This window comes from Gorillibacterium massiliense (genome assembly GCF_000455485.1).
In the GTDB taxonomy this organism is placed as follows: domain Bacteria; phylum Bacillota; class Bacilli; order Paenibacillales; family NBRC-103111; genus Gorillibacterium; species Gorillibacterium massiliense.
In genome coordinates this window covers 38695-65544 of the sequence record NZ_CBQR020000139.1, presented here as the reverse complement: position 1 = coordinate 65544, position 26850 = coordinate 38695, and the positions used below count along the sequence as shown (strand labels likewise).

At 42.4% G+C, this 26850-nt stretch carries 25 protein-coding genes; 6 read left to right on the top strand and 19 right to left on the bottom strand.

Annotation, left to right across the window (positions count from 1 at the left end; genetic code table 11):
* A partial coding sequence (locus TJ79_RS18180; RefSeq protein WP_040951756.1) for an S-layer homology domain-containing protein occupies positions 1-1945 on the top strand: 1945 nt, incomplete at its 5' end.
* Between the two features lie 224 nt (positions 1946-2169).
* Here the strand turns inward: TJ79_RS18180 and TJ79_RS18175 are convergent.
* Entirely contained in the window at positions 2170-2676 is a 507-nt protein-coding gene (locus tag TJ79_RS18175; protein WP_052339725.1) for a MarR family transcriptional regulator, read from the bottom strand.
* 160 nt (positions 2677-2836) lie between these two features.
* Between TJ79_RS18175 and TJ79_RS18170 the strand changes: the two genes are divergently transcribed.
* Entirely contained in the window at positions 2837-3586 is a 750-nt protein-coding gene (locus TJ79_RS18170) for an NADPH-dependent oxidoreductase (RefSeq protein WP_040951755.1), read from the top strand.
* Between the two features lie 64 nt (positions 3587-3650).
* On the opposite strand, the gene TJ79_RS18165 is transcribed toward TJ79_RS18170, so the two are convergent.
* The 8 genes from TJ79_RS18165 to TJ79_RS18130 all read right to left on the bottom strand — a co-directional run bounded on the left by TJ79_RS18165 (position 3651) and on the right by TJ79_RS18130 (position 12252).
* Positions 3651-4268 carry a cysteine hydrolase family protein gene (locus TJ79_RS18165; RefSeq protein ID WP_040951754.1) on the bottom strand — a complete coding sequence of 206 codons (618 nt, stop codon included), beginning with the start codon at positions 4266-4268 and terminating at the stop codon, positions 3651-3653.
* Positions 4269-4431: 163 nt separating this feature from the next.
* Positions 4432-5463, bottom strand: coding sequence for a protein kinase family protein (locus TJ79_RS18160; RefSeq protein ID WP_052339724.1), 1032 nt, complete (start codon positions 5461-5463; stop codon positions 4432-4434).
* Between the two features lie 552 nt (positions 5464-6015).
* Complete coding sequence (locus tag TJ79_RS18155; RefSeq protein ID WP_040951753.1) at positions 6016-7362, bottom strand: serine hydrolase domain-containing protein; 1347 nt, start codon at positions 7360-7362, stop codon at positions 6016-6018.
* 76 nt (positions 7363-7438) lie between these two features.
* A complete protein-coding gene (locus TJ79_RS18150; protein WP_040951752.1) occupies positions 7439-8266 on the bottom strand; it encodes a helix-turn-helix domain-containing protein in 828 nt (275 codons plus the stop codon).
* Positions 8267-8406: 140 nt separating this feature from the next.
* Positions 8407-9459 (bottom strand): SPFH domain-containing protein, encoded by a 1053-nt coding sequence (locus TJ79_RS18145; protein ID WP_040951751.1) that lies wholly within the window; start codon positions 9457-9459, stop codon positions 8407-8409.
* Positions 9460-9695: 236 nt separating this feature from the next.
* Positions 9696-10487: a TPM domain-containing protein gene (locus TJ79_RS18140; protein WP_040951750.1), complete on the bottom strand. Its 792-nt coding sequence runs from the start codon at positions 10485-10487 to the stop codon at positions 9696-9698.
* Positions 10484-11515: a TFIIB-type zinc ribbon-containing protein gene (locus TJ79_RS18135; protein ID WP_040951749.1), complete on the bottom strand. Its 1032-nt coding sequence runs from the start codon at positions 11513-11515 to the stop codon at positions 10484-10486. The genes TJ79_RS18140 and TJ79_RS18135 overlap by 4 nt, the downstream gene beginning before the upstream one ends.
* Before the next feature lie 38 nt (positions 11516-11553).
* Positions 11554-12252, bottom strand: a complete 699-nt coding sequence (locus TJ79_RS18130; RefSeq protein WP_202903341.1) for a PspA/IM30 family protein — start codon at positions 12250-12252, stop codon at positions 11554-11556.
* A 396-nt stretch (positions 12253-12648) separates the two neighbouring features.
* Between TJ79_RS18130 and TJ79_RS18125 the strand changes: the two genes are divergently transcribed.
* Positions 12649-13101, top strand: coding sequence for an SHOCT domain-containing protein (locus tag TJ79_RS18125; RefSeq protein ID WP_040951747.1), 453 nt, complete (start codon positions 12649-12651; stop codon positions 13099-13101).
* A gap of 166 nt (positions 13102-13267) precedes the next feature.
* On the opposite strand, the gene TJ79_RS18120 is transcribed toward TJ79_RS18125, so the two are convergent.
* Together TJ79_RS18120 and TJ79_RS18115 are read right to left on the bottom strand one after the other, a co-directional pair.
* The gene (locus tag TJ79_RS18120; protein ID WP_238323063.1) at positions 13268-14926 is read right to left on the bottom strand and encodes an ABC1 kinase family protein; all 1659 of its coding nucleotides are present in this window, start codon (positions 14924-14926) and stop codon (positions 13268-13270) included.
* 44 nt (positions 14927-14970) lie between these two features.
* Positions 14971-15330: an AbrB/MazE/SpoVT family DNA-binding domain-containing protein gene (locus TJ79_RS18115; protein WP_238323062.1), complete on the bottom strand. Its 360-nt coding sequence runs from the start codon at positions 15328-15330 to the stop codon at positions 14971-14973.
* A gap of 395 nt (positions 15331-15725) precedes the next feature.
* Here TJ79_RS18115 and TJ79_RS18110 point away from each other — a divergent pair, with 395 nt between their 5' ends.
* Together TJ79_RS18110 and TJ79_RS18105 are read left to right on the top strand one after the other, a co-directional pair.
* Entirely contained in the window at positions 15726-15989 is a 264-nt protein-coding gene (locus TJ79_RS18110; protein ID WP_040951745.1) for an AbrB/MazE/SpoVT family DNA-binding domain-containing protein, read from the top strand.
* A 1-nt stretch (position 15990) separates the two neighbouring features.
* Positions 15991-16383, top strand: a complete 393-nt coding sequence (locus TJ79_RS18105; protein WP_040951744.1) for a type II toxin-antitoxin system death-on-curing family toxin — start codon at positions 15991-15993, stop codon at positions 16381-16383.
* Between the two features lie 106 nt (positions 16384-16489).
* Here TJ79_RS18105 and TJ79_RS18100 read toward each other — a convergent pair whose 3' ends face one another.
* The 4 genes from TJ79_RS18100 to TJ79_RS18085 form a co-directional block, all read right to left on the bottom strand.
* The gene (locus TJ79_RS18100; protein WP_040951743.1) at positions 16490-17017 is read right to left on the bottom strand and encodes a hypothetical protein; all 528 of its coding nucleotides are present in this window, start codon (positions 17015-17017) and stop codon (positions 16490-16492) included.
* Positions 17018-17321: 304 nt separating this feature from the next.
* Positions 17322-17579, bottom strand: coding sequence for an aspartyl protease family protein (locus TJ79_RS18095; RefSeq protein WP_238323061.1), 258 nt, complete (start codon positions 17577-17579; stop codon positions 17322-17324).
* A complete protein-coding gene (locus TJ79_RS18090) occupies positions 17573-17884 on the bottom strand; it encodes a hypothetical protein (RefSeq protein ID WP_238323060.1) in 312 nt (103 codons plus the stop codon). Before TJ79_RS18090 ends, TJ79_RS18095 begins: the two co-directional genes overlap by 7 nt.
* Positions 17885-18099: 215 nt before the next feature.
* Positions 18100-18348, bottom strand: coding sequence for a hypothetical protein (locus TJ79_RS18085; RefSeq protein ID WP_052339722.1), 249 nt, complete (start codon positions 18346-18348; stop codon positions 18100-18102).
* A gap of 111 nt (positions 18349-18459) precedes the next feature.
* On the opposite strand from TJ79_RS18085, the gene TJ79_RS18080 reads away from it, so the two are divergent.
* The gene (locus tag TJ79_RS18080) at positions 18460-18699 is read left to right on the top strand and encodes a helix-turn-helix domain-containing protein (protein ID WP_040951742.1); all 240 of its coding nucleotides are present in this window, start codon (positions 18460-18462) and stop codon (positions 18697-18699) included.
* Positions 18700-18777: 78 nt separating this feature from the next.
* Here the strand turns inward: TJ79_RS18080 and TJ79_RS18075 are convergent, their stop codons facing one another.
* From TJ79_RS18075 to TJ79_RS18060, 4 genes are all read right to left on the bottom strand, one after another.
* On the bottom strand, positions 18778-21186 hold the full coding sequence (locus TJ79_RS18075; RefSeq protein WP_040951741.1) for a restriction endonuclease-like protein: 2409 nt from the start codon (positions 21184-21186) through the stop codon (positions 18778-18780).
* Between the two features lie 177 nt (positions 21187-21363).
* Positions 21364-23364 carry an MrcB family domain-containing protein gene (locus TJ79_RS18070; RefSeq protein ID WP_238323059.1) on the bottom strand — a complete coding sequence of 667 codons (2001 nt, stop codon included), beginning with the start codon at positions 23362-23364 and terminating at the stop codon, positions 21364-21366.
* A gap of 708 nt (positions 23365-24072) precedes the next feature.
* On the bottom strand, positions 24073-25008 hold the full coding sequence (locus tag TJ79_RS18065) for a DUF4435 domain-containing protein (RefSeq protein WP_040951740.1): 936 nt from the start codon (positions 25006-25008) through the stop codon (positions 24073-24075).
* Between the two features lies 1 nt (position 25009).
* Positions 25010-26410, bottom strand: coding sequence for an AAA family ATPase (locus tag TJ79_RS18060; protein WP_040951739.1), 1401 nt, complete (start codon positions 26408-26410; stop codon positions 25010-25012).
* Between the last annotated feature and the right edge of the window lie 440 nt (positions 26411-26850).

The window sequence follows — 26850 nt, the reverse complement described above, 5'->3', positions numbered from 1 at the left end:
ATCTCTCACGCTCCAAGCTACGGTTGTCTCACCGGCTGCGCAAACAAACACAGCGACTATATCGCACGCTGACCAGCTCGACCCAAACACAGGCGACAATACGGCATCGGCAGCGGTAACTCCCCAACAGGCAGACCTCTCCGTCACACATACTGTGAGCAGCGCAACGCCGAATGTTGGAGACACGATAACCATCACCGTCACTGTTGCAAATAATGGGCCTGATCTTGCAACAGCTGTGGAAGTAACAGACTTGCTGCCAGCCGGTCTCACATTTGTTTCTGCAACGCCAAGTCAAGGAACCTACAACCCCGCAACAGGAGCCTGGACTGTCGGAACAGCCACAGCAGCTTCGGCTGCATCTCTCAAGCTCCAAGCTGTGGTTGCCTCATCGGCTGCGCAAACAAACACAGCGACTATATCGCATGCTGACCAGTTTGACCCAAACACAGGCAACAATACGTCATCGGCAACTGTAACTCCCCAAGCCCTAACCTATACTGTCACCTTTGACTCCCAGGGTGGTAGTTCTGTATCAAATATAAGTGGTGTTACCTCAGGCTCTACGATAACCGCGCCGGTTGCACCTACATTATCAGGCTATACGTTTGTTGGCTGGTATAAGGAATCATCCTATACTAACGCGTGGAATTTCAGCATAGATACTGTAGCCGGTAACTTAACCCTATTTGCTAAGTGGATGTACAATGGCGGCAGCAGTAGTGGTAGCAGCAACGGTGGCGGTAGCATAAATCCCCCTGTCACACCGACTTACTATGCGATTGTATCAGGAACCGGCACATCGGGAACCACCCTGCCTATTATTACAAATACGGGTGCCGGCAGCGCAGCGGTAGACCTGACAAATATAGCAGAATATATGCCAAAAGGTGAAAAACCGATTGTCATCACCATGCCCGCCATCCCTGGTGTGAATACCTATACCCTAGGGATTCCCGTTGATTACCTGTCCACGCCAGATAGAAAAGGTACTTTGGTTTTCGCTACCGATATAGGAACCATAACCCTTCCTGCGAATATGTTGGCAGTTAATTTGGGTTTAGAAGGACAGAAAGCTGAAATTACCATCGGCCGGGGCGATATATCAGGTATGCCTGACAGCGTAAAAGCATCCATTGGTGATAGGCCGCTGATCCAACTGGCAGTGAATATAGGCGGAAAGAAGATCGAGTGGAATAATCCCAAGGCACCGGTCATTATATCCATACCCTACACACCGACAATTGCCGAGCTTGTAAACCCCGAAAGCATTGTTATCTGGTACATTGACGACAGCGGGAAGGCGGTCTCCGTACCAAACGGACGTTATGACCCAATCACAGGAACCGTGACCTTTTCCACCACCCACTTCAGCTACTACGCTGTAAGCTACAATCAAGTTAGCTTTAAGGATGTGGCGGCAGGCTCGTGGTATGGCAAGGCGGTTTCCTTTATAGCCGCAAGGAAAATTATCACTGGTACAGGCAATGGGAACTACAGTCCTGATGCAAAACTGATCCGTGGAGATTTCCTTGTCATGCTGATGAAGTCATATGATATAGCTGCGGACACTAATCCGGCGGATACCTTCTCCGACGCAGGCAATACATACTATTCCGGCTATCTTGCAGCGGCAAAACGGCTCGGCATCTCCTCAGGCGTGGGTAACAATAGGTTCGCACCGGAAAAGGAAATCACACGCCAGGAAATGTTTACCCTGCTCTATAATGCCTTGAAGGTTATCGGAAAACTACCGCAAGGTAATTCCGGTAAGACGCTCTCTGATTTCACTGACGCCAGCCTGATCGACTCCTGGGCAAAAGAAGCCATGACGCTGCTGGTCGAAACAGGAAGCATCGTCGGCAACGCCGGAAAACTCACCCCTACAAGCACAACTACAAGGGCGGAAATGGTGCAGGTGCTATACAATCTGTTGGCGAAGTAGATCATGTAATGCTTTAAAAATCAGGCCGCGAGTCAATAAGCTCGCGGCCTGTCTTGCGCCGATCGAATCCCCTCCGCTCTACGCAAAAAAGCCGACTTCATGCGGTCGGTTTTTTGATGGTGGAGGCACATATTATGCATCTCCACATTGACACCGTCAACCTAGCAAAAGAAGATAATTCTCAACAAGCAAAAAGACACCTGTTCGGTGTCTCTTCTAACATCCTAACACGTCGAATTCTGGCTACGCATACTGGCCAGCTTCTCCAGAAAATCTGCCACGATTTTGAGTGACGCCGCGTCAAAGCTGGACAACAATTCCATCGCTTTTTGATCCTGTTCCTGGTGAAATATCCGATGCAACTCGGCCAATTCGGTACCAAGCGGAGTCATGGAAAAATAAATTTCTTTCTGGTTGGCCGGCAGCTGAGTTTTTCTAATCAGGCCCTGATCCAGCAATTTGCGGGTAATTTTGGAGATGGCGCCTTTCGTTATCCCCATTTCGCGGGCAATATCGACCCCCTTAATTCCTTCATGCGCATTGATGACGTCCAAAACATGCAGGCTTGAGATGGATAACCGAGGCAGCAGCTTTTTTAGCCGGTCGTCGGAGATGCGTTCCACAAGCCAAAGCCGATCCTGATCCTCGTCGGTTTCGCTGATGAGGATCCGGTATATTGATTTTTCGATGCGGGTTTTGAGCTGAAGAAACTCATCATTCATATCTGGCATAGGGCAAGCCTACCTTTTTTCTTTTTATTATAGCATGGTTTCCGCAGAAACCATTTGACAGACCAACTATTTCTTGCTAATATGGTTTCCATGGAAACCTTTTACCCGAACACTATCTCCTTAAGCTTCCACAGAAACGATCTATTTGGAGGGAATCTAAATGAATGAAGTCATGCAAGTGATCCGCCAGCATCGCTCCATCCGCAAGTTTAAAAGTATCCCTTTGACCGGCGAGCAAATTGAAGCCATTGTTGATGCGGCGCAAATGGCGCCGACCTCGGCGCATATGCAGCCGTTCTCAATCATCGGCGTTACGGATCGGGAACTGCGGAAGAAGATCTCGGTGCATTCGAAAAATCCGCCGATTGAGGAATGCGGGTACTTTTTCGTTTTTTGCGCCGATCTTCACCGCATGATGCTGGCCGCCGACCCGGACCAACAGGAAAAAATGAGCCGTAACCTGAGCTTCTCGTATTTTTACCAAACTGCTGTGCTGAGTGCCGCACTTGCCCTGCAGAACGCCAATTTGGCGGCCGAATCCATGGGGCTCGGAACCGTGATGATTGGCGGGATTAACGAAGCTCTGCCCGCACTGGACGAATGGCTTGGCCTGCCGGATTACGTCGTTCCTTTGGTCGGTCTTGCGGTCGGCATTCCCGACGAACTCCCCGAGCAAAAGCCGCGCTTGCCGCGGTCCGCCGTTTTTTTTGAAAACCGGTATGATGATAATCGCGATCTTAAAGATAAGGTCGAAAGGTATGACCGGGAAATCGAGGAGTATTACGGCGCGCGAACGAACAACAAACAGAAGGCAAGCTGGTCCGGGAAATTTATCGCCATGATGGATAACGATCTGCCGTTGGACGGGTACACGCAATATGTGAAAAGCAAAGGATTTGATCTGAAATAGCTAATAATAGGTACATTCCTGAAAACGCAAAGAATCCACAATTCGCCGGAGTGTTTAGTTAGAATTAGATGAGACCGAATTGTATCCAATCTCCTTTGGTTAAAACGGCCCGGTTCCGGGTCCCCGGACTATTCAACATATGCCAAGCTGTATACTGTTCGGCATAAGGATTAAAAGCTGAAATTCCGTCAACAGGAACAATGACATGATATCCCCGAAAAACAGCGCTTGTCGCTGTATGAAGGACTGCACCATTAGAGGCATACCCGGTAACGAGCACGGTTTTTATGCCGTGCTCTTTTAAGATTTGATCGAGATCGGTTTCATAAAATTTATCAACGTTAGACTTCACAACGGGATCATTAGGCAAGGGAGAAAGCTGAGGAGCAATATCCGAGACATTTCCATTATGCGTAAGGCTATAGACAACTAACATGCCCCGTTCACGGCTTTTCGTCAGTAACGGATTGATAGTTGAGATGGATGCAATACAGCGAGGATTATTACATATCTTCATTTCCATATCTAAAACGAGCAGTGCGCTTGTTTTCGGGTCGACAGTAACGAATTGAAGCTTAGGCGGAGGCGGAGCAAGGACGTAATTCCATTCATCAATGATCGTTGTGTTTTTTCTTGTTGCAAAGTCGATCAAATGAATATAGTAAGGACAATAATAAATCATCCACATCCACCTCTAGGCATCTTAGATGTACCTATTTATGCAGTCTAAATAGAAAAAGTGAGGATAAGTAAATAACCGAGGACATGTCTGCGAAAAGGCAAGCATTCCTCGGCTTTTTGTAATGTTTAGCGATTTAAGAGGTCCACCAATAAGATGAAACCATTTAATTGAGCTTATGAAGTGTGCCGTTCTTATGTTCTTTGAGCAGTTTTGCGAAAAGCACACTGGAGTAATCAATCCTACGTTCAGGAAATTCACCAGTAAGTATAATCTTCAACATCTGAAGCAGACGTTTACCCGTTAATTCAGTTGGCCCGAGAGACCATTGTCTAATACTGGGGCATAAGTATATCAACCCAGAGTAACGAAATGCGGCCCTCAATCTTTCATAAAAATCATCATAGCTAAGTGATATGCCGTTTGCGATTAATTCGTTGTAATAAAGTTTGGCATCCTCAAAGTTAAAATAACTGGCAAGGTCGATATAAAAAGGCGCATAATAGCACCACCCGAAGTCGATAAAATATGGTTTTCCCTTATAATAATGGATGTGGGAACCATCTACTGACTGCAAATCTCCATGCGTGAGAGTCAGGCTTTCCTTCTCCTCGTACAAAGCCGCCATATCACATGCAAAAGCGTTGGCTTTTTCACGCAGTGATGGCAGATAAGCGCCAAATTCCATGCAAAATTCAGGATTTTGCTCCATAAGTGTTTCAAAATGATCCACAGACACTTGCGTAACTAAATAATTTTTCCAATAATGACCGTCGGCATGGGGGAGCCACAGCATCTCCGGACCTCTTTGCATATTACGGGCATGGATTCTGGCTAATGCCTCGGCAACCTTTGGCGACCACTCTACGCCAGGGGGAGGAGATTTAACCCTTCCCAGATCTTCTATCGCCATCCATCTAGGCTCATCTGTTTCTATATCCAGTGAGAAAGCGGCGGGCGTGTTCCGATGACCCTGGTCCGTGAACGTTTTCATCGCCATGCGTTCTTTTAGAGCAGCTTCTTTAAATATCATGCTCTCCGTTTGACCATTCTCGTAAGTAACCTCTATACGATGTACATCCGCACCAGACCACCCCCGTTCAGCATCTGTCATAAATCCTTGCTCTAAATGACGTACCTTTCCGCGTTGAAGCACTTCGGCTAAACCTTGAGCAATCATGATCAAATTATGTTCCAAATTAATCTACCTACCAATCTATTAATATGGGTGCCTAAACTTCGTGGATTACTTTCTCATTATTTAAAACAAAAAAGGGCAGAAATTGAACATATCGTTCATCATCTGCCCCTCAGATAATTGATTAACGGAAAACATGATGTCCCATTCAAATGAATGTCAAAACCTGTGAGTCCTGACAATAAAGACATAATGTAAAAAAAACCGTGTATGAGAGCACGGTTCCGCAGTCAACTGGAAGTAGTCGATGTCCCATGTTCTTAACTAATGCAGGGTTATTCCATTTATTTCATGTAGAAATAAACCACTTCAATAAGCGGATTTCTGCAATTTAAATGAAATAAACCTAATGCAATTAACTATCTAAGAACAACAGCAGACACTCGATACGTCCCCCTCATATTGAAAACTGGCTATAGTATAGACTGAAAACTAGAAATAGTCAAAACGCTTTGCATCAGATCACCATTGAGCATCTATAATCTGATGTCTACATTTGGTCTACTCCACGTCACCCGATTCCCATTAGCGTATCTCACTATAGGTTAGCTCCTAGCCCGCTATATCGGGCTGTGCATCCATCTTCGGTTCATAGGGTAGCTCTAATGTATCCCAAGTATAAACGACCTTCTGCACATTTCCCTTAGCATCTCTATGGAAGAAAAAAGTACTATCACAAACCTCGCATGCTAAAACAACGAGATCAGCATGATCAGATACCAACTTTAATCCAAACTTCTTTCGTTTGGATTCTTGAATAAAGAGCCGATCAACATTCAAACATCCATTTTCGAAACGAATAGCAAATCGCCAGCCTGTCGGTGGAAAATAATATTCTCCCATTAATGGGATGTATTTTCTATAATCTACATTATCATGCATATCCGGTTTCACAATGATTTGGGTTTCTTGAGCGAGCAAAATACTTTTAATCCCTTTTACAATTCTGCTGGTGGGAACTGCATCATTATTGGAAAGTACAATAACAGTAAAATTATCCTTTAGATATTTTTGAATACAACAGGTGTAACCATATATATTGCCATCAACAGATACCTCATTAACAGGATCACCATTTACTGAGCAACCATAACCTACTGATGCCCCTATGTACCACAAAAATCCATTTGGAGTTATCATTTTTTGATAAGATTCCTTGTTAATTATGACCCCCTCAGCTAAGGCTTTGGTCCATTTCAACAAGTCATCCGCATTCGAGTACAGATTACCGCTCCCATAAGCACCAGACATCTCGTAATAGTCCGCTTGAACGACTCCTTCCCCGGAAACAGAGTATCCATAAGCTTTATTAGCAATGACATCTTCGTTATGGCATACTCCTGTGAATTCGAGTTTAGCCGGTTCATACAGATATTTCTGAAAGTAGGTTTCGATATCCATGCCTGAAACGATCTCAACAATTTTAGCAAGGAGCACAAAGTTTGAGTTGCTTTTCTGAACATTATGACCTGGGGTGAAATTCAGTGGCCTGGCATTCAGCCATTCGATAATTCTATCCACTGACAACCTATCTCTCGTATTATACTCAGGAAGCTCCGTGTAATCCGGTATGCCCGATGTTGATGACATCAAATGATGAATCGAAATCATACCAGCATGTTTATACTCTTGCAAAAATGACCCTAACCAATCATCGAGTCTCAATTTTCCGTTTTCAACCTGCTGTAGTACAGCTGCGGCTGTAAACTGTTTTGTAATGCTGCCAATATTGAAAATGGTTGAAGCTTCATTAGGTATTTGATACTCATAATTAGCATAACCATATCCTTTTCTCAAGAGACACCGATCACCTTGAGTTATCAAAATCGTTCCGCTGAATCGGTTCGAATCTGACCATTTCTGCATGTATTTTTCCAACTTCTGTTGAATATTTTCCATCTGACCCTCTCCTTCTGTTCCATTAGCACATGATACCATCCAGTGCAACCATTCCGATTGTATAAAACAGACAGAATTAAATTCGAGGTTTCATATAGTCTGAAGGGAGAATACTACAAAGATCCTGAAATTCTCGTATACAATGAGCCTGGTCATAATAACCACCTTGGATTGCTGCATCGGTTAATGTTATCTTCTCAGTACCATGCAAGAGCCTTAGCAGGTGTTGAAACCTTATGATTCGAGAAAAGGTTTTCGTTCCTACACCAGCCCTACCATAGAATATCCGCGTAAGTTGCCTTTCACTGATTGCCTCTTTACAAGCAATTTCTTTCACCGATATATTTCCCTTTGCTTGATAAATGTGCATGAGGCAATTTTGAAAAGTATCCTCCCAGACCAAATCATCGGATAATTTAGAGAGCAAGTATCTTTCTAGCCCGTAGATGGTTTGATCAATGGAAGAAGTCCAATGAAGATGGCCCTTTAACCCCTGCGCGAATCCCTTGGCAACATCAGAAAGGTCATTTATACGATTAGTAAATAAATGAGCAGGCTCCCTTACAAATGGCTGTAATCCCCCAGGATAAAACCGAATACCAAAGCTCTCAACACGATCATATTCCATATCAACCATAATAGCCCGATCCATAGTTCCTATAATAAGGCCTTGGATATCAGGCAGAGATCTATCTATTCGAAATACTATATCAATACATCCATCGGGAACTATCATCTCGACACTGTCTGGACATTCCAGCTTTGAATAGTTCGTTTGTTGCGTATACCAGTAACAAAAAATGTATTTACTAAGTTGTAGGCTAGGCTTCCATTCACGATACCTGCCCGGTATACTCAGGTTTGTTGAGTTTGCTTGAACAGGATCATAAGGTGGACGGTTCATCACTACAACCTTCTTTTCACAGGTAATTATCCTATATTCATTCTACAATAAAAGGAGCCCACTATGAATGTGAGCTCCTTTGCGTTTTCTATGGAGTCAAGGATAGTCGATCCCCTCTTCGAAATCAAGCGACACCATAATTAGCTCAGCTTTTGGCCACAATTCGGACAGAAGTTAGCTCCTTCGTTTTTTGCACCACAGTTAGGGCAGAAGTTAAGCTTGCTCCCCCCCTGAGAAGATGGGGGCGTTTGATTCTGGTTCTGATTCTGGTTCTGATTCTGGTTCTGGTTCTGATTCTGGTTCTGGTTCTGATTCTGGTTCTGATTCTGGTTCTGATTCTGGTTCTGGTTCTGATTCATATTTTTCATCATTTCATTCGCTATGTTCATTCCCATCATCATACCGGCCATGTCCGAAGCAGTCCCACCGCCATGCAACTTACCGGAAGCCATCGCATCGGTCATGCTTACCTGCTGGTACTTCTGCATGTTTCCAATCATTCCATGAGAAGCCGTCTTCGTAATCATATCCTGGATTTCTTGAGGATAATTAAAGCTCATCACTTGAAAGCCCGTAATGGTCATTCCGCTATCCAACAATTCCATATCCAAATCCTCACGAATGCCTCTGGCAATTTGTGATGCATTCATCTGGAGATTGAACATGTCCTTCCCTTCTTTGCTGATCCACTTCATGAGCAGCTGATCCAACACAGAAGTGATGCGAATTTTTATATCATCAACAAGATAGCTGGCTTTCACCCCGGCGATTTTATCGATCATCCTCGTATAATCATTCACTTTAAAATTGAACGTTCCGTTTGCGCGTATCGGCATGCCGCCTGGAAGCTCCGGTGTAGGGATCATGATTGGATTCTGCGTCCCCCACTTAACGGTAAACTCCTTCGTGTTCACAAACAAAACTTCCACTCTCATACCGCTGTTGAAGCCGAATTTAAATCCTTTTAACGTGGATAAGAACGGAATGATATCCGAGTCGATCTGATACTCACCGTCATCCTGAAATATCCCCTCAATCTTACCATTGTTCACGAAAATGGCATCTTGACCCGGGCGGATAATCAGTTTACTGCCTTTCTTAATTTCCCGGTTGCTCCACTTCCAAAAGATCATATCATCCCTGAACTCTTCCCATTCCACAACGTTTGAAAATTGATTTGTAAAAAGTCCCATATATATGCCCCTTCCTATTGGTTAAGATACGATACCTCTATAAGTTGAACTTACGATTGTAAGGATTCCGTCCCTGCAAAACCTGATTATTCTTCCAATCGCTGTTGCGCTCAGATTCCCTATTTAGATAAGCCCATATAAGGTAGGAATCCGATCACAAAGGCGACCGCTGACGCTTTTCCAGAACAATCGGTTTCTCCGCTCCTTCATCCCTTTCTTTCGTTCCATTTGTATAATTAAAATTTCCCTCTGCTGCCGCTATGCGAAAAACCGCCTCCAGTGGTACCCCCGCCGCCACCGCCGCCACCTCCACCGCCAGTGTTTTTTTGAATTTTTTGTCGTGTTACGGTTGTTCGAATGTACTGATCCTGCCGATCTATAATTCCTGAATGGCCTGTATCCTCGTAGGTGTGGCTATTTACAGTGACGCGTCCACCAGAGCGGTAAACCATGATTCCAACAACAATACCTCCAATAACCAAGGCCCCCCCCAATTGAAACCAGATATTAAACAAAACGTTATCTGGATTTACCCCGGGCTTGAAACCCATATACTTATAGGAGGTCTTGATATAGGTTGCGAATGCCTGCTCATAATTGCCACTTGATAGATCAGATGTTATCTTACCCCGTATTTTATCAAGCCTGCCATCACCCAGATACTGCTCAGCCTTAGAAAACCCAGCCAAATACACATCACGATTTCTCATATCCAGTGTCAAAATGACTGCGTTGCCATGGGACTTATCGTACCCGGGTCCATGTTCATCATAAAAATCTTCCGTCATCTTTTGGACATCGATGTTGTTGGGGTTATTAGAAGTAACGACGATCATATCGGTTTCTCTTTTAGCACCATAGTGATTCGCCATCGTATTTAGTTTATCCAATTGTCCGGGAGTAAGCAGCTTCGCATCATCGTAAATCAATGTTTTCTCTTCCGCTGCCGCTACCATGACTTGAGCCGGGACGGCCAGATACACCACGAAGAAGAACAGAACGGCCAGAAATGCCCCTTGTTTCCTCACAGGAATCCTCCCCCCATCATCCATGAGATTGATTTTAATAAGAGGAAGGAGACGCTAGAAATACCGGCAAACCACGCGGCCACCTTCGCCTTGCTAATCGGAGGCTTGCCGACGACCTTGCCCGTCTGACCGTTCATGGCAAACGTGTACTCCAGTCTATTGTAATCGTAGTGAACCACCCATACCGGAAGCAAACAATAATCCACATTCTGTACTTTTGTATCAATATCCTTATTCGTAAAAGCAACACTAGAATACCCCGACACCGCAGACGATATAGCCGATTCCATATACCCGTTGATTTTATTCTTCGCCCGCGGCAGCATCTCCGTATCCGTATAACTGTATTTCTCCGCAACATAACCGGCCAGATAGGGAGATTTAAAGCTCTTCAGTTGATCATAGGGAAAAGGCTCCAGCTTATCCATCAGGGTATCGTTCATCTTCTCCGACGAATCGATAGGCACCCTTAAATAATTCAACTGAAGCTTACGGTAGATCTCAAAATGCTGCGTTTCCGTACATAGGTAATCGCCTTCTGTGTACGTTCTCACTTTCGTGGCATGACCGGCTACCTCTACTTTGTTATGTAATTCATATAACCAGAAGGGGACATACATACCTGTCATCCCTTTAATACGATCGGCAGTCATGAACCCGCTCGGGGTAAGAAGACCGTTTTTGCACCATTTTCGGAAAGCCTGTACCGCCTTATCCTTGCTGATGGAGAATGGAATAACCAAGCCAGGAGCCATCTTCCCGCTCAAGCGATCACCGAGAATAACAGCCGAGCCGCAAAAGCTGCAAACCGTTGCCGCTGTTTCCGCTTCCGTGATAATGACAGCTCCGCAACTGGTACAGTGATACTCCTGAACCTCATCCGGGGAAACACCTTGCTGGCTAAGTGGATCAGGGATCTGCTCGATATTATCCTTTCTTCCGCAACTATGACAAGACAACATCCCCGTCTCTGAGTCGAACACCATACCGCTGCCACAGTTAGGACATTTGTATTCAATAACGTTCATCTTGTTCACCTCCACGACATCAGGAATAGCAAAGTACTTTATTCCTTTTTCATTTTTGCTCGGATTGCAGCCAGCTCATCCTCGGGTTTGGGCGGGCTCTCTGTATGGGCAGGTGTAGCTGACTTTTTGTCCAATTGTGCAAACAACGTGTCCAGGTCATCATCCTTCGTTCCTGCCCTCAGTTCAGCCAATGCTTCAGCTTCATTCAACGCTTGATCGGCCCGTTCCTCCATCGTACGGAAGGAAGCCTGAACATCTCCGGAAGAGGAGCGGCCTGAATTTCCACCATGCTGCAGCTTCGCAGCGGCTAGTTTCCCTTTAAGCTCTACCCGCCTAGCCTCCAGTTGTCCCAGATCCGACACAAGCTTATCCTGCATTTGTTTCATGCTTATCGCATTTGTGGCAACAAGATCATAAGCCGCCTGCAGCTCGGTTAACTTCTCGCCTAACTTCGCTTTTCTCTCCAGAAACTTCAAGGCTTCATCCTCATTGCCCGCTTCTACCGATTTCTCCGCATATCGCTGCAGCTTCGTGATCTCGGCACTGCATTCGTCGAGCTGCGTCTTCGCTCTTCGTTCATCTGCGAGCACGGAAGCCGTTTCGGACTTTACCTTTCCTAGATCGCTGTTCAAGGTCCGCATATATTCATCGATCGTCTTTTCCGGATCATCATCCCGCTCCAATATGGAGTTCACATTGACCCTCATAATATCCCTGAATCTTGATAAGATTCCCACGATAATCAGCTCCCTTAAAGGTGATCATTTAACTTAATAATACAATGAACGAGGGCATTAACGAAATCCTGAAGCACACCCAGTAACATGATTTTTCAATCTGGCGTATGCCATGATGGGAAATACGAAATTCAGTGGTCAATGGTCGCAATAAATTCAAGTGCGTCACTTACCATGTGGCAATCGGGATCGGACAAAAAACTACAAGAACCCCGAGCTTCGACGGGAATACATCGAAAGCTACGTCATTTCACAATTGCGGGAAAAGGTTCACTATGACCTCCATACTTCCTTTCGCATCTTTTAATTCATCGCATAACAAGTTAAATAATACATAGTTTAGAAACTTTTCCTTTGTTATAATTAACCAAATAACTATTTGGTGGTGTAAATGATATGTTTAAAGAATACAAGGGTCATAATGGTTCGTTAATTATTGAGTCTGACAAAGTGACGTTGATGCCAAGCAATGTTAACGCTGTTGAGAAGAGTCCTAAAGTAATGATGATTCAAAACATAACCGAAATTCATATTAAACAGCCCGGTCTGTTTAAAGGACCCGGTTACATCGAGATTCTAGCTAACGGGGAAACAATAGACAGCAACAGAACCAAAAGGGATATTCTCCAAAGTGTCAGCGTAATAACTCTATTAAACGCGCAACAGTATGAGGGAATGATTCAAGCAAAAAAATTAATCGAAAGTTACAAAGCCGTAATAGGAAGCGCCCCAACGACAGCACCCAATACTTCAGCAATGGACGAAATAAAAAAAGCCGCGGAACTCCGGGACACAGGAATTATCTCCGATGAAGAATTCCAAAATACAAAGAAAAAGCTTCTAGGGTAATTTCTACTTCGAAAGGTTCTTGTCTTCAAAGAAACTACAAATCTATCTAATAAAGCAAAAAACCCGCTATCTAGCGGGTTTTTCTTATGGGGGAGAACCGTGGCTTTGCAAATCCACAAGCCACCGCCGCGTGTTACTGAGAATGTTGGGCCGCTTCCTTTTTATCTTAAGGGTGAAATTTTGGTTTATTCATGCCCGCATTAGTCGACATAGCTTGCATGCGCTTTGCACGGCGGCTCATCTTACTGGACTTGCTGCGCATTTGCAATAGCATCATTAAACCGCCCAACGCCATCAGATAAGGCGAAACATCCTGATGCTGCCCACCCATCCACTGCGCACCTGTTATGAAGAGGACTGCCCCGATAATCGTTGAAACGATGCGACTAGTGTTGCGAATTTGCGTTTCGATTAATCTTTCTTCGAATTCTGAAGGTAATTTGACTTTCAGACTTCCGGAATCGATTTTTTCAATGGCTGAAACGAACTTCTTCGTCGACGGAATGATGCCCTTCAAAAACTGCTTGCCTTGCCCCAAAATATTTTTAAAGGTGCTCGATTTGAGGTCATCCGTCATTATATCTTCTATATAGGGCTTACCGTTCTCGATAAAATCAAAATCTTTGTCCAAGGCGGAACAAAGTCCATAGACTGTGATGGCGGCTTTCCCTAAAAAAGTCGTGTTGGATGGCAACTGGAACGGTTGAGAATAGAGAAACTCTCTGAATTCTTCTAACATAGCTTCGTCGCCGAGGTAGTCGACCTGGACTTTCCCGCCCATAATTTGTTCAAACAACACGGTCAAGCTTTTCGATAGGACATCGACATCCGCATTTTTCCGAAGAAAACCAAGATCAAACAGGGCATCAATCGCGCCTTTTGAATCCTTCAAATAGACAGCCATAATCAGCGCCACGATCTGGTTTTTCATTTTTTCGGAAATGCTGCCCATCATGCCGTAATCAACCAGTGCAATCGTTCCGTCTTTCTGGACAAGCACATTTCCAGGGTGCGGGTCGGCATGGAAGAATCCGTCCACAATAATTTGCTGCATATAAATTTCATAGAGATTCTTAGCAAGCTTATGGCGATCAATTCCCCACTCATCCAGCCGATCCAGTTCATTAATTTTTACACCATCTAAGAACTCCATCGTTAAAACCTTGTGCGTCGTAAAATCCCAATAGATTTTTGGAACCAGGATTTCATCGTTCGCTATAAAATTCAGTTGGATGCGTTCGGCGCTCTCGCCTTCCTTATAATAGTCCAGCTCGTCGCTAAGAACCACGTAGAATTCGTCGTAAAGCGCATCTAAATCCACTAAATTTCCGACCTTTGTTTTCTTCCCAAGAAACTTCAAACCAATTCTCAGCGAATCCAAGTCTGTTGCAATGATGCGTTCGATTCCGGGGCGGAGCACCTTTACAGCGACTTTTTCACCCGTTCGAAGAGTGGCCTTATACACTTGTCCCAAAGAAGCAGCAGCGATCGGCGTATGATCAAATTCGGCGAAACTTTCACCGACTGTCCGACCCAGCTCAGTTTCCATTCTTAAAATGACTTCCGCCGTTGCAACAGGAGCGACAGAGTCCTGCAGCTTCGAAAGCTCGTCTGTATATTCCTTCGGCAGAATATCAATGCGCGCGCTGACATGCTGTCCAAGCTTGATTAAAAGCCCACCCAATTCAACAGCCGTTTTTGTGTAACGTGCTGCCTGTTTCCTGAACAAGGCTTTCATCTTCGCTTCGGCACGTTCTTTTGACATAAAGCGTTTCCCTCTACTCAAAAACCAATATTGCAAGACGAAACGCATGAGCATGGACATGGTTATCCGGAATCTCTTGTTGGAAAAGAGTTTAAAGAAGTATTTCATTTTTCCTCCTCTTCAATGATTTCCTCATCTTCATCCAGATCTGCCGCATTGGTTTTCCCTAAAATGACTTCCGCCATTTTTTCGAACTTCTTTGACTTGCTCAGGAAGAACTCCGCGAACTTATTGAAAATCTCTGCCTTCACCATGATGACAGCGCCCTTGCGTTTGTTCCCAAACACCAGGAATTTGTCGCCAGGTTTAATGTCGAGTTCCTCTCTAGCTTCAGCAGGGATAATCACTTGCCCTCTTTCGCCAACTGATGTTGTGCCGAGGATTTTTCCGTGTCCTCCAAACCCATGGTCGCGCCCTTGTTCATTTCCGCGATGCATAAATAAAACATCCCCCTTTGTTATCAATCACATACTTGTATGATATCTCATACTTTTCACACATTCAACTTGGGAAGGTATAGACATTTTACCGTTATCTTTAGTAGGGATTGGAAGCGAACGGAATGCTGGTCACGGCCCGACTAGAATGAGGCCCTAACTACCGGATCAGCATCTAGAACAACTCTATCTGCTTGATCTAGCCAATCCGGTCCAGTGAATCTGAAGCGTGGTCACGGAAATACGCCTGCTGCATACCGTTAGCGTCTGGCCTTGCAGCACATCTGTTATAGCTTCATATTAGAAGATTTAGAGTAAAAAGCAAAAAACCACTATCTCTTGCGGTTATGGTTTTGAATTATTCGCACAACCAATGTGTAAGTGTTATAACAATTGAATAACCTGATAGGGAGGGAATTTCCATGGGTAAGGTGATCAAGATGGAGCGCAAGGTAGTCAAATTCGGTAATAGTCTTGGTATTACCATGACAGAGGCTTTAAGGCAAATTGGGGCCGACATTGGCGATACCGTACAAATCGATGTTAATGAAAATAATGGGGAAATCATTATACGAAAAGCAAATAAAGTATCATTACCATCAGGAATTAGCGCGGAGTTCGTGGAGGCGTTATCACAGGTTATGAACCAGTATGACGTTACTCTTAAGGGCTTGAAGGATCGATAACATATCGAGTATCCGGTACTTATCCGTTCAAGAAGTCATCGCTGTTCATGTGGCTGCGATTCAGAAATACAGTTTTGGGGAACCCATTGGCGTTAAAGACAGGGGGATGCTTGAGTCCGCCGTTTCTCGACCACAATCTTCTGCCCTTGAAGAAGGCGCCGATGAGACAATATTTGAAAAGGCTGCAGCACTCTTTGAATCAATAAGCCAGAACCATCCGTTCCATAATGCAAATAAGAGAACAGCCTTCACTGCACTTGTTATTTTTCTAAAGTTGAATGGCTATCATTTTGTGATGGAACAGAAAGCAGCCGAAAATTTTACAGTAGATATGGTTAATCATCGGTATACCTTTGAAGGCCTTACAGCTATCATTCAACAACATAGCAATTGAAAAAAGAGGAGCAGCGAGGTTATCCCTCCTGCCCCTTTATATACACGATCAAATCTTCTATCCACTCAGTTCCTAATCCATGTTCGTAAGCAGTATAGCAAAGATGTTATAGATGCTCATATCCGGTTTCACTAAGGATTGCTTCTGCCAGCGCGTACTGCACAGCAGCTGAGTCCTTTTTCTTTTTGGCGTAGGCAACAGCGTTCCGGCTGATTTTTTCAATCGTCGATTTAGCCGCAGTTGACGTATACCCTGCTCGACCATCGGCAGTGAGAGTGATCGGAACGATACAGGAAAAAGCGATCTGCATATTGTCATTTTCCGAAGAAAGGAAATAAAACAGGTGGGGAACACTAGACAGGATACGTGACAACCAATCACGAATCTCCTTGATTTCAAAGACTTCGCGAGGATCTGAATCATAGCCTTCGAAACTGAGCTGGAGACAGCCCCGCATATCTTTCTTGTTGTCATAGTTAGCAAACTCACGCAAATAGCTTTCTATACGCCCACGCTCAATCGCTTCACGTGGAATTTGTAATTTTACGGTTTCGCCTGGAGCTAATTCAACTTTCTCCGCCGAGTCAATCTCATTCAATTCAATACCCATTCGCTTAAATACATTTTTGTCCATAATCGTGCCTCCTAAAATCACATGACATTATCATAGCATGTACAGGGCAAATAATGCATAGAGAAAACCAACCAGCGTTGAAGCCAGTGAACTGTTACTATTTATTTCCAATACACTCCATCACCATCCCGGTTTGACGACGTCCCTAATAGACGAGCGACGTTTACCGTAGTGGCATCAGGCGAAGTATAGCTATCAATTATATGCATTCTAATAATATAAAAAAGTGAGCATGTCACTTTAAGAGCACACTCACTGTAATAACTAACCCTCAGAAAACAAAATCCTCCAATAGGTCGTCTAGCTACTCTTTTAACGATACGATTAGTTCCTTAGAGTCTATCACCAGGCCAGCTAACTGAATGAAGTCAAACCCGAGTATGCCGTCTACCTCCATGCCATAATTCATATCTCCGATTTCCACTTCAAACGATGAGAGATTAGCCTCTCCTGCTTTCACAAAATCAAGCCGCTTGGAGTATACGACTTCCACTCCACCCACACCTCTAATCTTGTTCAAAAAATCCCCCGGCTCAATCTTTACTCCAATAGCTGCTACCAAATCGGCACTGAATATTGATCCCGCCGATCCTGCATCTTATATCTATATTCATCTGGTCCCACGTACCCCCGCCCATTTTTCTCGAAGTTCCAGTTTTCACGAGATGTGTGGAAGAAACCATATTCCTGATAAGGCTGAGCGCGATGCAATTCGTAATACCGCTTCATGGCAACTGTTGAATCGTTAAAGTGATCAATAACCGCCACCTCATCGACAAGCCAAAAACCGTCATCCGAGCGGGACTTCAGCGCCTCACAAACGACCCATTCATTTGGAAACTGTTCACGAACTTCTTCCCATCGCATTCTTGCCACCTCCCGCAAATAGGTTGCTTACATTACATAACATCCCGAACAAGAATGGTCAGGGTAGATTAAGTGAATCTATACTATCCCTAGAATTTTATTATCGTTGGTGTTCGGAGTCATCTCGATGTAGCTGTAACGTCTCTACCGATGGATGAAAAGGACGTCCTTGTATGTGCAAATTGAATAGATTCGTTTCCTGAAAAAGCGACCGATTATGGTCGCTTTTCTTCCGTCACGATTCCCATTTCCAATCGCAAATGCAAAAGATCCGTTCGCAAGTCTTGCTCTATCGCATGAATCTTGGTTAGGATCTCCTCAGCCATGATTTCCATACCACTCATCGAGCAGTTTGATATGTATTTTAGAATCTCTAAGAGGCAACCCTCGCAAAATGAAATCTTCTGTTTTAATTCATCCTCTTCTTGAGCCAAAAGATGACGGCCATCCACCGCTACACACATCCTTCATCCCACCCAACATTCGAATAATTACGCATATGCGTACCAATACTAAATTCATTATACGGTACGCTTATGCGTATAGTCAAATCCTAGAACCGATGGTGATGCGTGATGGCAAAAAAGGTCGTTATTCGTATTCAAGAATTAATTAAGCAATACAACATTACCCTGCGTGAATTATCACGCTTATCCGATGTTCGCCATGCCGCCTTGAGCGAGTTATCCAACGGAAAAAGAGAGAACATTAATTTTCAACATATTGAACGTATCGCTGAGGCGTTGGATATTAAGGACATCCGGCAAATCATTGATATCGTTGAGGTAGACGAGGAGTTTACACAATCAGGATAATTATGGATATTAGTCGAATCACGAAATTTGTAAATTCAAAAATTCTACAAAAAAGGGACCATTTCGGCCCCTTTTTCATCACTCCACATCAATCCCCAATACATTCCTCGCCAAATCCACATGCTCATTATCCAGCTTCACTTTTACCTTGCCAGACCTACGGGCTTCTCTCCAGATTTTTAGATCTTCCTCGGAGTCCAGCCTAAGCTCAGCAATCTCTTGAGCCCGATCAAACATGTACTTGCTTGTGTATAGGCATTTATGTATGTAGCTACCAGCTAATGCAATACGAATATGCCGTTTCTTCCATTCCTTTATTGCAAACCTAACGTAGAGCTCTTCACCAGTGCCTTCACGAACTGGGATCTCTATAATTTCCTTTCTCTTTACTACTTTCCAATCTACAATTTCCCCAAACCATTGGATGCCGGTTTGCTCTTCCACTTGAAACTTTTTTCGGGATTGGCACATCGCAATATACTCGATTTGGGTCAACAGTTTATGATCCACTATATTTTTTAATGGCATATGGTAAAACTTATGCTTTAAAGCTATTGCCAATTGAGCTGGGCCTCTTAACGAACCGACAAGAACATTCTTCCCAGTGAACTTATTCTTGAAATAATCCGCTGTTCCCCTCGGCCTTGTCGAACGCTCATAAGCCTTTTCCGGACTATCTTGAATGATCTCATCCAAGAACGACTCCATCAAACTCGTAGCATTCGGCAAAAAAGGAATCGCCCCAATGTTCACAAGCTGAATACTCTTATAAAACTTATGCTCCTGGAACTTAGCCTCATCTGGATACGGAAACAGAACGTATGCCCCAAACATGCTTCGTTCCAACTCTCCGCGTTTTTCTTCCCGATACACAATGGCATCCCGATAGCGGTGCATCGTGTTTATGTCGTCTTCCTCCGGCCCCGGCTGCTTATACTTTTCCCAGTAAGGGGTTCCCTCATAGGCGGGGTTCAAGCGATATTTCGCATCAAAAATATACTTATACTCCGTTGCCGCATCATTCTTTTTCAGGGTGAGAATGTTATCGGGGCGTTGCGCTAGCGTCGAAGTGCTGTCCCCTTTAGGCAGTGCGTTGTAATAGAGCGTAAAGGTTTCTCCATTAAGTGGGTTGCGGTAGATCATTTTTGCTGATTGACTGCGATCCAACGTTACGAATATCCCATTCCGATTCACTTCGATGATATCCTGCTTCAGTAGTTCATACTTATTGCTCATCAGCAGATGGATTCTCAGAAAACACCAATATTCATAAAGCTGGGCTAAATCCTTCATCGACAAGCGGAAAAGATCGCTTTGAATCGAGAGTCCCTTCATCAGCATCAGATAATAGCGGTACACCTCTCGGTAGCCTGGCGCCATTTGAAGGACAAGAGATACCGACATATGAGTCATTTCCCCAACCTGCAAAAAATCATTCCGAAACAACCGCTGCATTTGGCTATTCATAAGATCCAGCTTTTTCATTAGCATTGGATCGATCCTCCGATCCCTTTCTTGAAGGTGCACGCGAAGAGATTTTAGTTTCCCAGCAATTCGATACAACACCCAACGGACAAAACGGTTCTCCCCCGTATCATAGTCCATGTATCTCTTTGTTTCTAAAACATGACTAGGGAGCATCCTTTTACCCTGTACGTTTATATATCCATGCTGCACATTAGGAACAAGCAGTTCATGTCGCTTACTTAAAAATGCGATGTTCTCTTTACCTGCTTTTCTCGCTTTACTGGCCTCCACTTTTCGGTTTGTGACCTGCATTTTATAATGCGGGGCTATTTTTATGCGATCCACTGCCTGAACAAGCTGCTTAAAAATATGCTGTAAAATCGTAAAAAACTCCGTCACACTCTGCTGCTTTGTTTCCTTGAGCTCCGTCAAATGATAGGTTTTACGCAAAAAATCAAAAGACAGGTTGTAGATCTGCTCGTTCACATCACGCAAAATGACCTCATAATCCCGTTTATAATCCATTTTGGACGGGAAGACCTCTAACTGCAGACGAAAAATGGTCTGGCCGTAAAGCCGTAACTCAAGCTCAGTCAAACCCACTTCATTTTGAAAATTGAGTACTCCCGATAAAAGCATTTTGCCAAGCGGCTTTATCGCCTGCCTTAAATGAATGTTCTCATGATGAAAGGCGATCGGAAGCTCCTGCTTTTTTTCAATGACAACCTCATAGGATTGCGTTTCGAAAAAAATAGGTTCGCAAGCTTGATCTTGAGTCCAGTCTTCAAGCTTGCGCGTCCGAGGAGAGAAAAACTGAACGGAGTTAAGAATATGGTTTGAGGAAGAGACACCCACGTGAAAATGAGCGTCCACCCATGTATTGGAGTCATCTCGATGCAGCTGTAACGTCTCTACCGTTGGATGAAAAGGACGTCCCTGTATGTACAAATTGAACAGATTCGTTTCAATCCGAAGTAGTTCCACCGTTTCATTACGATAACCAGTATGAGGTGAAGCCATCCTCTTCTAACCTCCGCAGCATAAAAGCGAGTTTATGTGCACTTTTGGGGTACTTGGCCTTGGTCAATAACCCGTCAGCTCCACCATCCATATATAGCGGAGATGCATCGTCCATGTAATCTTGAATAGATATAGGCTCCCCTATACATTCCTTCAAGAGCAATAAAAGAACTCTTTTTACCGAGTTATTGCTACCTTGGATGCGGGGGAGGATTTTTTGAAGAAGCTGAAGATCGAAGGCTTCGTCTTCCGATTGCAATTGCTCCGTTGACTATAAATCATATAAAAACAAACGGCATCCCGGATCCGAAAACCGACATGAGCATGAATCTCTTCGAGTATTTCGTTTATTTTTACCAGTTGATTGGTTACGTTTATAATCAGTTCCTTTGAACCTTCATAGGCATCCACCAGTTGCAGATATTCACTTCTTAAAAAAGAGTTTGGGATAGCGATCGGTGAGGGAGTATTTAATGGCCCCACAGGAAATTGGGAGAGATTAATGTAATTAAACTCAATCGTATTAGCCCGATCAAGTACCTTTTTGCTAAAAGGATGAGTCGTCTCGTCCATATTTACAGTACCAATGAAATAGACATTGTCCGGAATTACCAAATCGCCAAAACGAGCTTGATCCTCTTCAGTAGATAATGATGTCCGCTGAATGAGAGGTGCTGTTACGATTCTTCCATTTTGCCATTCTTGCGTTTCCAGTATGCTGAGCAGATCACTAAAATAGTGTTCAACGCGAGCCAAATTCATTTCATCTAGACAAATAAAATAGGGCTTGTTTCGATTATCGGACTTAGATGCTTCGCATAGTACTTCTGCTAATCGCCCAGGGCGAAAAGCACCAGATAGATCTTTGTATCCCACAAGATCAGATGAATCATTCCAATCCGGCCTAACGGGAATCAAGACGAATTGACCATTGGCGGAGGTAGCCCCCAATGCCTCAGCAAAAAGCTTCACAAGCTTGGTTTTCCCTGTACCAGAAACTCCTGCCAGGATGAGGAAGGGCTTCGTTTTTAAGGAGAGGTAAAAATTCTCGATCAACCCATCCGGATACATGAACCCTTTATGTTGGATGTAAGCTTTTATGTGAGCGATCCGCTCCAAGACCGTCCAGGTATCCACGAGTTTTTCCTCCTCTTTTTCAACATCTATTTCTTCATCTATTGAAATACCCTGTTGCGACTTGACGTAGCGATCATAATTATTCATTACGTTCTCCAGATCAGCAAACAGAACATCATCCTCTGGAATAGCCCCTTTGTCGTATCGAATGTAGGCAACCGTTGAAACTTGATAGTCTCGCCCTAATCCGCTTGACGTCAGCTGGATATTTTCATCTTTTATGAAGCCATGTAAAGGTAATTGTTCTCTTAGCACCTTCACTTTTTCTTGTAAATAGGAATAACCTTGTTTTCTACCATATTGGTTTATAGGCACAGTTACACCCTGATTCAAGGTTAAATACATCGCACTCATGTCTTCAGCAAAAAGATAGACCACATACTCTCCATGTTGAGTAGTATCGGTAATCCTTTTATCCAGTAGGGCAATCCATGGAACGGTCGCCCAATTCCCCTGACCGACAGAACCTTGCACCTTTATTTGATCTGATAAAAAGGATAACTGCCGTAACCCTTCGGGTATGATTCTTCTTACCATTGTACCTAATAGATGGTTTGAAAAAGATTGGGTTTTTGCTGTGCTGTATGTTTGAAGTATGTGGTCGATACTTTCTTTTAAAGAAAACCCTGAACTAAGCTGATCATTGTATAGATCAAGCTCTTCGTTCGCATATTTTTGAAGCTCATCCAGCACCTCTGGCCCCATAACCCAGATATGATCTTGGAAAGTAAGAGAAGCCCCATTATCTGTTTTCTTGATAATGGAGCGAAGAGCGTCTATTGGGGTTTCAAGAAGAGCCTTTGTTTGTGGAATGCTTATACTTTCCCAGCTTAGAGCCAAGTGTTTTGGTGGGGGATCCGTTTGCAGATTATTGTCTTCTCTATTCTTATAGTAAGCAGCAAATCGCAAAGCAATCTTGTCTATGGGCAAGCTTCTGCTTTGGGCTTTCTTCCATGTTTCAATCATAGAAAGGATGAGGACCATCTTATAAGACTTCTGTTTGACTTTGAAAATGTTGGCTAGCTCAGCTGGAAGTGACATGCTTTGTCCTCCATAGTGAATATACTAGATTTTGTTATCTGGAATTTCATACAAACACAAAAGTCCTTGTCTTGATTATATTTCCTCATAACCAGTAATACCCAATAACGTTTTTAGTTTATTTACAGCTACTTTTTTCGTAGCCTCTTCTACTTTCTTTGAAGATGCTTCAAACCTAAATCATAAAATATTGTATTTCTATATGCTTTTACCTCTTGGTATTTTTAGACTAAGGTTTTCCGATTTTCTTAACGTGGTCGTTTACATTGTCCTTTAGTTCCCATTTTATTTGTTTTGTTGCACTCACCTATTACTCCTCTTCTCAATCCATCGTCTTGATATATTGTTTAGTACATTATACAACTAAAACTATTAATTGTAGTGTGAACTCACTATTACTTAATTATTGAATACAAAAAAAGCGAAGAAGAATAAAATCCACTCGCTCTTATTGTTTTCTTAAAACCAAATTGTTGTAGCAAATCCTCTAGCATAGTAAATAAATGTTCGTTTATGAGCCTTTCAATGGAGACGAGGGGAGTCGAGCCCCTGTCCGAAGATAACGTAACAAAAGCTTCTACGGGTGTAGTCCAAGTTTGAACGAAAGCCCGCAACCGGACTCAGAGAATTGTTGTTTGCCTTTAATAGGCTTTTCGCATTTTGTAGTGTGGGATGTATGTTTTCTTTGAAATAAGACATTATAAGGTATTAATTTGCCTGCTTTAGGCCACTATCAACAGGAGTAACTAGATCTATTAATTCTTCTTGAAATAGGTTTACTCCATTTATTGATGACCATATCTGTAATTCCATAAATAATTGTGTAGATAAAAAGTATTTTGACTCATATGACATTATCAGTGAATATTCAACAGAATCGGAGTCACACAGCATGCCATTAGTACTTTTTAGTACTTTTTTCATAAGTATAAACAATATATTAGTAAGGTCATGGCCATTTACAAGTTGCTCAATATCATAGTATTTTTGAGCAACTTCTATTAACTTATTAAGGATCTCCTCTTTTGATTTCATTTTTGAGGATCGATTTCTTGAATAGTTTATTACTGTTTCAATCATTTTATCGTGTCCTAAAAAGGACAGATCAGCTTCATTAATAAAATCACGATATTTCAATTTGTTTCCTTCTGGCTTTTCTGGTTTAAAAATCAAACCAAGATCATATATTGTATTAGCTAATCGTAGAAGCCCTATTTCTGTGCCTAAATTAAAGATAATTCCCAGAAGATCATTATTATTTTCCTTTTTAAAACCAAATACTTTTTCTTCTGTACAATAAATATTTATGACATTTTTAAAAGCATTTGATTTTAGCATCATTACTTCAATGTCATGAAAATCTGTATAGAATAAATTAACTTGTGAATAAGTATCATTAAGTATTTTAGAAAAGTCAGAATCAAGTATCCCTATTTTTCTCTCGAAATTTCTTTCTGTCAATATTTTAAGTACCTGTTTTGCTTTTTCACATCCCCATGCTTCTTTTATTCTGTGATTCTCGTTAATGAATTTTCGATAAAATTTATAATCCTTTTTCCCTTCAACTATTACGTAGTATCCTGGAAAGGTAGTGTCTTGCATTATAGAGTTCGCAATTCTCTCTGGAGTCATATTCTCTAGCATTTTATTCTACTCCTTTGAGTTCGATGGCAAGATCCCAATCGTTAGAAATAATGTCAGGTGAATGAGTTGCGATTAAAATGTCTTGCTTATTTAGTTTATGTATCTCATTTAAATCGGTTATAAATTTATTTTGCCAAGAAATATGCAAAGAAATTTCAGGTTCATCAATTAGTATTAATGAATTTGAAGTAGTTTTAAATATTAGTTTGTAAAATAAGATTAACTCATTTTTCTCACCTGATGATAATTTGTCGATTGGAATAACCTTAAAGTTCTTTTTATCATCCTTTATAACAGTCGACCTAAATAAAAAACCAACTTCTTTATTTACATATAACCTTTTATGCTTGAACCTGCTATTTATAATTTTCAAAAAGAGTTCAATCTTATCAGCTAAATCATTGAAGATACTTAACTTATCAAAACTATCTGAAATGTAAAGTTTTAAAACATCTTTTATTATATCTTGTTGTTTATTAACTTCAAATAAAATAGTATCATTCTCGTTTTCAATTAGTCCAACCTTCCCCAATAAATTCCTCTTTTCTTCCAACTCAGTTAACTTTTCACCAATTTCCGCATCAGTAATTCTGTTTCTTCTACGGTTTATTTCCTTAATTAATCTATTGGGATATGTTCTATCTAATTTTGAAGATAATTCTGTAGATTCTGTTAGTTTTGCTTTTATTTCATCCCTGAGTTCGTTTGCATATTTCTTTACAGTCTCAACTGGAGCTCGATCCGGCCCTTCAACAATAAACACTCTTTGAGTTTCAATTATTGAAACATTTACTTCATTTAATCTGTCTCTAAACCAAGATGGTTCAATATCTGAGAGTTGAATGCTACGCGGAACAAAGCGTTCGTCATCAGCAAAGACTACCCGATCAAACGAAGAATGCATTTCAGAATTGTGAGAAATAGAATTGTATCTGTAATACTTATCTGGTGCGTATTTTAACATTACATCTAATGATGTAAGGATTGTCCCCGTTCTGTCCTCCCACATAGAATATCCAACTCGTTTCAAGCCTACCTTTCGAGCTACATATTGTGCTGTTCTATGTATGTTATCCTGCGGTGAGATGCTTAGTTTTATATTACACATTTCATTCCCCATGCTAACTTGAAGATTGTACGAGAGAAAATCTTCTCCATCACTGATAACTTTTTTAATCTTCCAAGTGACGTTATCATTAAACTCAAAACAAAGTTCATTAAAATTTATTGTATTAAAATATTCAAATCTCCTATTAAAAAAAGCCTCAATCGTTTCAAGTAATACTGTTTTACCAAGTCCATTCTCACCAATAACAATTGTTATTCCCTCTTCATTGTTTATTCGAATATCATGATCAAAGATTCCAAACAACTTCTTAACGTAAATACGGCTAAGCTTCATTTTGCACCTCTCATAAAAGGGATATAAAAATCTATAGTATTTGGTCATGTAACTACCCAAGAATAAAGTAGAGCCTATAATCATCTAACTAATCTTGGAAACTTGCATTTCTCACCTGCCGAAGTATGAGGAAACTTGACGGTTGTATAAAACTCAACTCACATTACATGTGATAGTAAGGGGCAAAAGTTTTCCTCGTTGCATTATATCCCTATAAATTCCTCATTATATGACATATTCCTCCTTCAAAAAAACTGTCACTATTCTCTACTACTCTTTTGAAATATTAGAACACTTCATCTTATAAGGATTAAACCACTATAAGCCCACCAAGCGGACAATTTGACAAACTACGTTTACTTCCTCCAGTGAACCAAGTTGTGTACGTGACTTTACTTCCTTCCTAGCACGACGATAACCGAACGACACTCTGTCGGCGC